This window comes from Streptomyces sp. SID486 (assembly GCF_009865385.1).
GTDB lineage: Bacteria > Actinomycetota > Actinomycetes > Streptomycetales > Streptomycetaceae > Streptomyces.
In genome coordinates this window covers 1-9,245 of sequence record NZ_WWJT01000668.1, presented here as the reverse complement: position 1 = coordinate 9,245, position 9,245 = coordinate 1, and the positions used below count along the sequence as shown (strand labels likewise).

General features: G+C 75.4%; 9 protein-coding genes and 1 pseudogene. 5 read left to right on the top strand and 5 right to left on the bottom strand.

Annotated features, from left to right (window positions below; all coding sequences use genetic code 11):
- Together GT045_RS31250 and GT045_RS31245 are read left to right on the top strand one after the other, a co-directional pair.
- Positions 1–196 (top strand): annotated as a pseudogene (locus tag GT045_RS31250) (hypothetical protein); the annotation flags it as partial.
- Positions 193–846: a response regulator transcription factor gene (locus GT045_RS31245; protein WP_161287319.1), complete on the top strand. Its 654-nt coding sequence runs from the start codon at positions 193–195 to the stop codon at positions 844–846. The pseudogene GT045_RS31250 and the gene GT045_RS31245, both read left to right, overlap by 4 nt.
- 30 nt (positions 847–876) lie before the next feature.
- Here the strand turns inward: GT045_RS31245 and GT045_RS31240 are convergent, their stop codons facing one another.
- Positions 877–1,812, bottom strand: coding sequence for a serine hydrolase (locus GT045_RS31240; RefSeq protein ID WP_161287318.1), 936 nt, complete (start codon positions 1,810–1,812; stop codon positions 877–879).
- On the bottom strand, positions 1,809–2,783 hold the full coding sequence (locus GT045_RS31235; protein WP_161336238.1) for a LysR family transcriptional regulator: 975 nt from the start codon (positions 2,781–2,783) through the stop codon (positions 1,809–1,811). Before GT045_RS31235 ends, GT045_RS31240 begins: the two co-directional genes overlap by 4 nt.
- A 128-nt stretch (positions 2,784–2,911) precedes the next feature.
- Between GT045_RS31235 and bla the strand changes: the two genes are divergently transcribed.
- Positions 2,912–3,904 carry a class A beta-lactamase gene (bla, locus tag GT045_RS31230; protein WP_161336237.1) on the top strand — a complete coding sequence of 331 codons (993 nt, stop codon included), beginning with the start codon at positions 2,912–2,914 and terminating at the stop codon, positions 3,902–3,904.
- Between the two features lie 28 nt (positions 3,905–3,932).
- Here the strand turns inward: bla and GT045_RS31225 are convergent, their stop codons facing one another.
- From GT045_RS31225 to GT045_RS31215, 3 genes are all read right to left on the bottom strand, one after another.
- Positions 3,933–4,664 (bottom strand): hypothetical protein, encoded by a 732-nt coding sequence (locus GT045_RS31225; RefSeq protein ID WP_161336236.1) that lies wholly within the window; start codon positions 4,662–4,664, stop codon positions 3,933–3,935.
- A gap of 67 nt (positions 4,665–4,731) precedes the next feature.
- Positions 4,732–6,318 (bottom strand): amidohydrolase family protein, encoded by a 1,587-nt coding sequence (locus tag GT045_RS31220; RefSeq protein ID WP_161336235.1) that lies wholly within the window; start codon positions 6,316–6,318, stop codon positions 4,732–4,734.
- 26 nt (positions 6,319–6,344) lie between these two features.
- Positions 6,345–7,805, bottom strand: a complete 1,461-nt coding sequence (locus GT045_RS31215; RefSeq protein ID WP_161336234.1) for an APC family permease — start codon at positions 7,803–7,805, stop codon at positions 6,345–6,347.
- A 220-nt stretch (positions 7,806–8,025) separates the two neighbouring features.
- Here GT045_RS31215 and GT045_RS31210 point away from each other — a divergent pair, with 220 nt between their 5' ends.
- Complete coding sequence (locus tag GT045_RS31210; RefSeq protein WP_161336233.1) at positions 8,026–8,640, top strand: TetR/AcrR family transcriptional regulator C-terminal domain-containing protein; 615 nt, start codon at positions 8,026–8,028, stop codon at positions 8,638–8,640.
- A gap of 356 nt (positions 8,641–8,996) precedes the next feature.
- A complete protein-coding gene (locus GT045_RS31205) occupies positions 8,997–9,179 on the top strand; it encodes a hypothetical protein (RefSeq protein ID WP_161336232.1) in 183 nt (60 codons plus the stop codon).
- Positions 9,180–9,245 lie beyond the last annotated feature (66 nt).

The window sequence follows — 9,245 nt, the reverse complement described above, 5'->3', positions numbered from 1 at the left end:
TCCCGCGGCCTCCGCCGCCACCGCTCCGGCCTCCGGCGTCCCCTCCGCCGCCACTGCCGATGCGGCCGGGGCGCGCGGACACGGCCTGCCCGCCATCCGTGCCCGCCTGCGTCAGCTGGGCGGCACGCTCACCGTCGAGTCGGCGCCGGGCGAGGGCACGGCCCTGTCGGCGGCCATCCCGCTGGAGCCCAGATGACCCGGACCCCCGGAACGGCCGCGCGGACACCGGTGCGGATCCTCGTCTGCGACGACCACGCCGTCGTACGGGCCGGACTCCTGGCGCTCCTGCACAGCGCTCCGGACATCGAGGTCGTCGGCGAGGCCGGCACCGGCGAGGAGGCCCTCGCCCTGGCCCGTAAGACCGCCCCGGACGTCGTCCTGATGGACCTCCAGCTGGGCGACGGCATCGACGGCGTCGAGACCACCCGCCGGCTGCGCGCCGCGTCACCCGCGCCGCACGTCCTGGTGCTGACCACGTACGACACCGACGCCGACGTCACCCGTGCCGTCGAGGCGGGCGCCACCGGCTATCTGCTGAAGGCCGAGCGCGCCGAGGACCTCTTCACCGCGATCCACGCCGCCGCCCAGGGCCGTCCGGCGCTCTCACCCCCCGTCGCCGACCGCGTCATGTCCCGGCTGCGGAACCCGCGCCCCGCCCTCACCCCCCGCGAGCGGGACATCCTCGCCCACCTCTCCCGCGGCCTGGCCAACCACGCCATCGCCCGCGCCCTGTACATCAGCGAGGCGACGGTCAAGACGCACCTGCGCCGCATCTACGACAAGCTCGGCGTCGACACCCGGGCGGGCGCGGTGGCGGTGGCCAAGGAGCAGCGACTGCTCCCCTGAGCCGCACCACCACGCGGGCCGGGGACGCGCTCAGCGGCTGCGCAACGCCTCGAACGCCTCCCGCCCCGCGTCCGCGATGGCGAGGTCGATGTCCGGTGCCAGCCCGGCGCGCCGGTCCGACCGGGTCAGCGCGGCCATCGCCACGCGGTCCCCGCGGTCCGCCTCGACCACGCCGATCTCGTGCCGCAGGTGCAGGAACGTCCCGGTCTTCCCGCTCCACCGCAGGGTGTCCGTGCGCAGCTCGCCCGCCAGCCGTTGGGTGAAGACCTGGTGACCCATCATCCGGCGCAGCTCCGCGGTCGCCGGGGGAACGGCGATCTCGTCGCACCACACGCGTTCCAGCAGAGCCACGAGCGCCGCGGCCGAGCCGGTGTTGCCGCGCGCCGGGTCCAGGGTCTCGATGGTGTGCCGGCCGGCCCGCTCGTCCCGGACGGCCAGCTCCAGCGCGAGGGAGAAGTCGTTGCCGGCGGCACCGGCCGCGCACTCGTACAGATGGTTCATCCGGTGCCGCACCCGGACCCCGTCGCACCCCCACGCGCGCAGCCGCGCATCCACCTCCCGCACCGGGACCAGACCGAACAGGGCGTCGGCGGCCGCGTTGTCGCTCACCGACAGCATCAGCAGGACCAGATCACCGACGGCCACCGTCGCCGGATGCCGGAACGCGGCGAGCCCGGTGGGGCCGACGCTGCTGGTGCCCGGGTCCACCGTCACCGGGTGCGCCGCGTCGAGTTCCCCGCTCGCGATCCGGTCCAGCACGACCAGGGCCAGCGGCACCTTCGCCACCGACGCGAGCGGCGTCGGCACGTCGACGTCGAAGCCCAGCTGCTCCCCGGTGTCGAGATTGCGGGCCAGGAAGGAGCCGCGGACACCGAGGGCCGCCCAGTCCGCGGCCACGGACTCGGCGACGTCCAGAAGGCCACCGTGGCCGCCGGTGCAGACCGGCCGGTGCTCCACCGCGCTCATCCGCGCGCCGCCAGCCGCGCGGTCGCGTCCTCGGCCGCCGCCCCAGGTCCCGGCCCGCCGCGGCCCGGGGGGACGGCGCCCACGGCCGCCGCGAGCGGCGCGGCCAGCCAGTCCGGCACACCTTCGGTGCCGTGGCCGCCAGGGGCGGCGCACACGTCGTACCCGCGGTGCAGTGCCCGGTCGGCCAAGGGCGTCCAGTGGGCCCCGTGCCGCCGGGCGAACGGTTCGGCGCACAGCAGCGACGCCCGCCCGGCCAGCGTCTCGGCGAGCGCGGTGGCCGCCGGTCCGGCCGGGCGGACGCGCCCCTCGGGCAGCCCGGCGCGAGCGGCGGCACGTGCCAGCCGGTCCTGGAAGCAGTCCACCTGGTCCTCCGCCAGGAGCAGCAGCACGGGCGGGGCGGTGCGCTCGCCGGTGCGGCGGCGGGGGCGGAGTTCCTCGAGATGGACCGCGCGCCGCACGGGCCCGCCCTCCGGCCCGTCCGGCTCCGGCGCGGACGCCAGCCCCAGCGGCGCCACGTACCCGGCCTGTTCGGGAGCGGTCCGCACCAGCGCGTAGCCGAGCGATCCGTCGGCCAGCCCCGACCGGCGCTCACCGGGCGGCAGTTCGCGCATGCCCAGCGTGATCCCGTGCTCGGTGCCGGCGCGGATGGCCCGGGCCAGCCCGGCCGGGGCGCAGTCCGCGGGCACGCCGACGGCGCGCATCCGTGACCGCCCGGCCGAGCGGGCGGCCTGCCGCAGCCGCTGGGCGCGGTCGAGCACGTCCCGTGCGTACGGGAGCAGCAGCACCCCCAGCTCGGTGGGCGCGATCCGGCGCCGGGAACGGTCGAACAGCGCGCCGCCGAAGTGCTCCTCCAGCGTCCTGACACGGCGGCTCAGCAACGGCTGGGCGATACCGAGCCGGTCGGCCGCCCGGGAGAAGCTCACCTCGTCGGCCGTCGCCACGTACGCCTCCAGGTGTGCCAGCAGATCCATCCCGCACTCATATCAATAAGGCATGAGATCTTCAAAGTTTCCTCTTGGACATGAGTGGGCTCCGCCTGTTTCGCTGGGCCGGTCGACGACCGACGCAGAACGACGGACGCTCCAGGAGGACTTCGCCCATGACCAGCCCCGACCGCCCCGCCCCGCTGCCCCGCCGCGGCCTGATCAGGGCCGGCCTCGCGTTCACCGGCGCCGCCGTGACGACGACGGCCCTCACCGCGGGCGCCGCCTCCGCGGCCCCGGCCACCGGGTCGCGCACCACGCGCCCCGGATCGGCCGGATCGGCCGGATCGGCAGGACCGGCAGGATCGGCAACACTGGCCGGACTGGCCGGACTGGCCGAGCTGGAGCAGCGCTACGGTGCCCGGCTCGGTGTGTACGCGCGCAACGTCCGCACCGGGCGCACCCTGGCCCACCGGGCGGGGGAGCGGTTCGCGATGTGCTCGACGTTCAAGGCGTTCGCCGCGGCGGCGGTCCTGCGCGACCGGGCCGGCTGCGCGCCGCTGAACCGGGTGGTCCACTACCCGCCCCTCGACCTGCTGCCCAACTCGCCGCGCACCACGGAGCACCAGGCCACCGGGATGACCGTGGCCGACCTGTGCGCGGCGGCGATCCAGTACAGCGACAACGCGGCGGGCAACCTGCTGCTCCGTGAGATCGGCGGCCCGGCCGGGCTTACCCGCTTCTACCGGTCGCTCGGGGACCGGACGAGCCGGCTCGACCGGTGGGAGCCGGAACTGAACACCGCGATCCCCGGCGACCCGCGCGACACCACGACCCCGGAGGCGGTCGCCGCGAGCCTGGAGCACGTCACCCTGGGCCGGGCCCTGGCCCCCGCCGGCCGGGAGCGGCTGGTCGGCTGGCTGAAGGGCAACACGACCAGCGCCGCACGGTTCCGGGCCGGCCTGCCGGGGGAGTGGACGGTGGCGGACAAGACCGGCACGGGCTCGTACGCGACGGCGAACGACATCGGCGTGGCCTGGACGACCCGGGGGACGCCGGTGGTGCTGGTCGTGCTGTCCGCCAGGCCCACGCCGGACGCGGCGGTGGACGAGAAGCTCGTCGAAGAGGCGGCGCGCGTCATGGCCCGCACGGTCGCCCCCGGCGAGTAGCGGCCGGACGGCCCCCGACGCGGCGGTCTCAGCCGACGTGGCTGTCCGGTGTCACCCGGTGGGTCTCCAGGTCCGGCGCGGCCAGCAGGCCGGCGATCAGCTCCGGTGATCCGCCGACGTAGGTGCTGACGAGATCCACGTCCCCGCCCAGGCACCAGGCGCGGTCCTGCGGCCACCACAGGTCGGGCAGGTCGGCGAACTCGTCCAGGGTCGCCGGGGAGACGGCGTCGGCGAGCCGGCCGGCCAGCAGGACCTCGTCCCGGCCGGGCGTCCCGAACGTGGGGAACCGGCCCCAGTCCCAGCGTCCGTACCCGTGCCACAGGCCGAACCAGCACTGCTCCGGGGTCCGGGTGTGCCGGGCCAGCACGGGCAGCAGCGACCTGGCGACGTCCGGCGGGGTCGGTCCCTCGTGGGGGTGCTCGTCCCACACGCCCGGCAGACCGGGACCGCAGCGGTCGGCGTGGTCCTGGTCCACCCCGATCACCTCGTGCCAGCGGACGCCCGGCGTCACCCGCGTACCGTGCGCGGCGGCCACGGTCGACCAGCGCACCGGCCGGTCGTCGAGCCGGGCCGGGTGCAGGATCCGCGCGTAGGCGGCGAAGCCCGGCGCGGCGACGCCCGCCACCGTGCCGAAGACGGCCCGCTCCGGCCCCTGCCCGCTCAGCCAGTGGGCGGGGGAGAGGTCGCCGGACTGCGCCCGCAGGCGGCCGTACCACTGCGGAGCGGGCTCCTGGCGCACCAGGGGGATGTCGTCGTCCATCCCTCCAGTCTCCCCGGTGGGCGGTCCCGGCCGGCCGGGGGGCGGCACACGCGGCCGTAGGGGCCGCCTACCGCCCCGGCCCCGCCGGTCCCCGGTGCGTGACCCGGCCGCCGGTCACCGTCAACACCACGGGCGCGTCGGTGAGTTCGTCACCGGGGGCGTGCACGGGGTCCACGGACAGCGCGGTCAGGTCGGCACGGCGGCCGGGTGCGATCCGGCCGGTCACGGCGGCTTCGCCGGCGGCGGCCGCCGCATGGCTGGTGCAGCCCTCCAGCGCCTGCAACGGCGTGAGGCCCGGCCGGTGCGCCGCGGCGCCCTTGGGGCTGCGGGCCGTCGCCAGCACGGCCCGCACGTCGTAGTGGGCGATGGGCCAGTCCGAGCCGAGGGCGACCGTGGCCCCGGCCTCCCGCAGGTCCCGCAGCCGCCAGGCGCGTGCGGCCCGGTCACCGCCCAGCCGCCGCGACCACTCGTCGGTGCCGTCGCCGCGGGTGTAGCCGGTGTGCGGCGGCTGCAGCGAGGCCGCGACGCCCAGCTGCGCGAAACGGGGCAGGAGTTCGTCGGGTGCCGTCTCGATGTGCTCGATCCGGTGGGCGCCGTGCCCGCTCGGTCCCAGCGAGGCGACGGTGTCCAGGACGTGCCGGACGGCGGCGTCCCCGATGGCGTGCGTGGCGGTGCGGACGCCGGACGCGTGCAGGGTGCGGACAGCCTCGGCGTAGGCGTGCGGGTCCGGCCAGAACGCGTCGGTGCCCTGCCCGTGGCAGTCGGGATGCTCCAGCCAGGCCGTACCTCCCTCCACGGTGCCGTCCATGAAGAACTTGACCCCGCCCACGACCCAGTGCCGGCCGCCCCTGCCCTGCGCCTCGGTCAGCTCCCGCAGGGCGTCGGCGTCCGCTCCCGGCATGCACCAGGGCGCGAACCGCAGCCGCACCGGCAGTACCGCCTCCCGCGCCACCGCCGCCACCAGGTCCAGGTCCCCGCCGTCCATCACATGGGCGCCGGTCAGCCCGGTCGCGGCCATGGCCGACAGCAACTCCAGGAGCCGGGACCGCCGTTCCTCGTGGGAGGGCCGCGGTACGACCGGTGTCACCAGGTCCATCGCTGCGTGCTCGACCAGGTGCCCGGTGGGCCGGCCCGAGGCGTCGCACACCACCTGGGCGCGCTGGTCGAAGGCGCGTGGCCCGGTCACCCCGGCGGCGGCCAGCGCCGCGCCGTTGGCGAGGGCGGAGTGGCCGTCGTACAGGCGCAGGAAGGCCGGGGTGTCCCCGAGGGCCTCGGCCACCAGCCCGTGGTGGACGGGGTGGCCCTCGAACGCGTTGTGGTCCAGCCCGTAGCCCACCACCCAGCCGGCCACCCGCTCGGCGCGGGCGAGCGCGGCACGCAGCCCGGCCAGGTCGGTCACGGCGGACAGGTCGGTGCCGGTGGCCATGTCGAGGCCCCACACCGGATGGCTGTGGGCGTCGACCAGCCCCGGTACGAGGTGGGCGCCGTGCAGGTCGAGGACCTCGGTGCCGGGGCCGCGCCAGTCGCGTACGTCGGCCGTCGTCCCGACCGCGCCGATCGTCCCGTCGTGCACGGCGACGGCCGTGGCCGTGGGACGTTCGGGGTCGAGGGTGCGGACCTGGGCGCCGGTGAGGATCAGATCGGCAGCGGGCATGCCATGAACTCCTGTGGGTGAGAGGGTCATCCGGTGGGGTCGGTGCCGAACCCGGCGTAGACGTCCGGGCGGCTGCGGCGCAGCCACCACGCCAGCGGCAGGCCGAGCAGGAAGACGGCGGGTGCCACCACGACGAGCAGGACGTTCACGGCCGTGGGGGCGGCCGTGAACAGGTCGATGTGGGTCACCACCAGGGCGATGGCGGTGGCGAGCAGGACGGTGGCGAGGACCGGTGCCACCACGGTGCGCAGCCTCCCCTCCGCGTGGCGCACCCGGCGGAAGTAGCGGGCGACAGCGACGGCGGCGAGCAGCTGGAGCAGCAACAGCCCGATCATTCCCGGGGTGTTCACCCACAGCAGCAGCTGTTGGTAGGGGTCGGCGTCGGCGGCCCGGAAGGCAAGGACGACGACGGCCCCGAGGGCGGTCTGGGCGAGTCCGGCGACGTACGGGGAGCGGTGCCGGGGGTGGACGCGGCCGAGCCGGCGCGGCAGCACGCCCTCCTCGGCGAGCGCGAGCGCGTAGCGGTTGATGGCGTTGTGGAAGGCGAGCAGGGAGGCGAGGACGCTGGTCACGATGAAGACGTGCATGAGATGGGCGGCCCAGCCGCCCACGTAGGTGGTGATCGCGGTGAAGAAGAGTCCGGCCGGGTCCTGGCCGGCGGCCCGCACGACGCGGTCGTCACCGAACGCCTGGATGGCGATCCAGACGACGAACGCGTAGAACAGGCCGAGGAACCCGACGGCCGCGTAGGTGGCGCGCGGGACCGTGCGTCCGGGGTCGCGGGCCTCGCGGCGGTAGATGACGGTCGACTCGAAGCCGGTGAACGCGGCGAACGCGAAGGCGAGGACGGCCGCCGTGCCGGGCACGAACACATGGGCCGGGGCGAACGAGGCCAGGGAGAGGCCGTGCGCGCCGCCGTGCGCCAGTACTCCGCCGGCGAGCAGGACGAGTATCCCGGTCTCGGCCACCAGGAGCACTCCGAGGACCTTGGCGCCGAAGTCGATCGAGCGGTAGCCGCCGTAGCCGATGAGCACCAGACCGGCCAGCGACACGGGCAGCCACGGCACGTCGGTGCCGCACAGGGCGTGCAGGGTGTCGCGGCTGGTGGTGGCGAGGAGGCCGTACACGCCGATCTCCATGCCGTTGTACCCGACCAGGGCGAGCAGTGCGGCGCCGATGCCGACCGGGCGGCCGAGGCCGCGTGCGATGTAGGCGTAGAAGGCGCCGCCGCTGGTGACATGACGGCTCATCGTGGTGAAGCCGACGGCGAACACGGCGAGGGTCAGCCCGGCCAGGAGGTAGCCGACCGGCGCGCCGATGCCGCCGAGCAGGACGGCGAGCGGGGCGACTCCGGCCATGACGGTCAGGGGAGCGGCGGCGGAGACGACGAAGAAGGCGATGTCGGCGGTGCCGAGGGAGCCGGACCGGAGAGTGGCGCCGTCGGACGGCGCCTCCTTCTCCGGGGGTTCGGCGGTGGTCACGGACATACGGGGAGCCCTTCTGGCGGCGGAGGGAGGGGGTCCCGGTGGTGGGGCAGCCGGGTTCGCGGGCGTCGGCGGACGCGGCCGGGGTGGGCCGTCGGGGCGGGCGCGGGAGGGGCGCACGAGGGGATGGCGGCGCCCGGGGCCGGTAAACCTAAAGGCTTTCGGTTTTCGCAATGTAACCTGCCGTCGGGCATCCGGGAAGACCTCAGGGAGAACGCTGACCATGGGACGGCCGCGCACACCGCTCCTCGACCGCGAACGCATCACCACCACGGCACTCCGGCTCGTCGACGAGACCGGCGACTTCAGCGTCCCCCAGATCGCCCGCCGGCTCGGCGTGCAGACCGGCTCCGTGTACCACCACGTGGACGGCCGGGACGGCATCGTGGAGCTGCTGCGTGAACGCGTGTGCGCGGCGATCGACCCCGCGACCCTGGACCGGACCCCGTGGGACGCGGCGGTCGAGGCGTGGGCGCGGTCCTACCGGGCCGCGTTCGCCGCCCATCCCCGGGTGATCCCGCTGCTGATGACCTCGCCCGTCCGCGCGCCCCGGGTCCTGGCGCAGTACGAACGTGCGGTGGGCCTGCTGCTGGAGGCCGGGTTCGTCCCGGCCGGGATCATGCCGCTGGTCATCGCCCTGGAGAACCTGGTGCTGGGCTCCGCCCTCGACCTCGCCGCCCCCGAGACCATGTGGGAGCTGACGGACAGCACGCCGACCCCCCGGCTGGCCGAGGCCCTCGCCGCGGTGGGCGACGGCAGGGCCGACCGCGCCTTCGAAGTGGGGCTGACCGCCTTCCTGGACCATGCGCGAGCCCTGCGCGAGCACCGGGGACGGTGACCGGGCCCGGTGTGTGGGAGCCGGTGACCTGCTGCCGCCGCCGCACCGGAGCCGGTGACCGCCCCCGCCGCACGGGGGCCGGCGCGCGGTGGCGCATCCGCGCGCGGTGAGTCGAGGCCATGGCGCCTGCCCTTCGCGTGGCCGACGGCCCGTGCGGTGCCGGATCACCCGGGACGACGAGGAAGCGGAACTTCGGCTTCGGCCCGGTCGGGGGGAAAGGCCGGGCGACGAGAGGCGCCAGGGACCGGCAACAGTACGAGTTTCCCAGTACCGCCAGTAACATGATCACCTTGCTCTGGGTGTACCAGTCAGTCAACTTTGCGCCGTCCCCGGACGCGCCCAGCCCGGAGAAGTCCATGTCTTCTGTCAACGACGCGTTGGACAACGCGCGCTTCACCTACGAGCAGCACATGCGGACCTGCCGCCAGTGCCACGCCGACGGCGCGCCCTGCGCGGTGGCCAAGCATCTGCTGCGGATCTACAACCTCGCCCGCCGGGACCACATGCGCGCCACGGGGTCGAACCCCCCGACGTCCTGACCGGCACGGCAGGCTCTTCACCCACCGCGCGGAGAGAACCGGGCCGCGCGGAGAGAACCGGGCCGC

Coding starts and splice junctions, on each gene's coding strand:
- GT045_RS31245 (WP_161287319.1), top strand. CDS start 193: ATGACCCGGACCCCCGGAACGGCCGCGCGGACACCGGTGCGGATCCTC.
- GT045_RS31240 (WP_161287318.1), bottom strand. CDS start 1,812: ATGAGCGCGGTGGAGCACCGGCCGGTCTGCACCGGCGGCCACGGTGGC.
- GT045_RS31235 (WP_161336238.1), bottom strand. CDS start 2,783: ATGGATCTGCTGGCACACCTGGAGGCGTACGTGGCGACGGCCGACGAG.
- bla (WP_161336237.1), top strand. CDS start 2,912: ATGACCAGCCCCGACCGCCCCGCCCCGCTGCCCCGCCGCGGCCTGATC.
- GT045_RS31225 (WP_161336236.1), bottom strand. CDS start 4,664: ATGGACGACGACATCCCCCTGGTGCGCCAGGAGCCCGCTCCGCAGTGG.
- GT045_RS31220 (WP_161336235.1), bottom strand. CDS start 6,318: ATGCCCGCTGCCGATCTGATCCTCACCGGCGCCCAGGTCCGCACCCTC.
- GT045_RS31215 (WP_161336234.1), bottom strand. CDS start 7,805: ATGTCCGTGACCACCGCCGAACCCCCGGAGAAGGAGGCGCCGTCCGAC.
- GT045_RS31210 (WP_161336233.1), top strand. CDS start 8,026: ATGGGACGGCCGCGCACACCGCTCCTCGACCGCGAACGCATCACCACC.
- GT045_RS31205 (WP_161336232.1), top strand. CDS start 8,997: ATGTCTTCTGTCAACGACGCGTTGGACAACGCGCGCTTCACCTACGAG.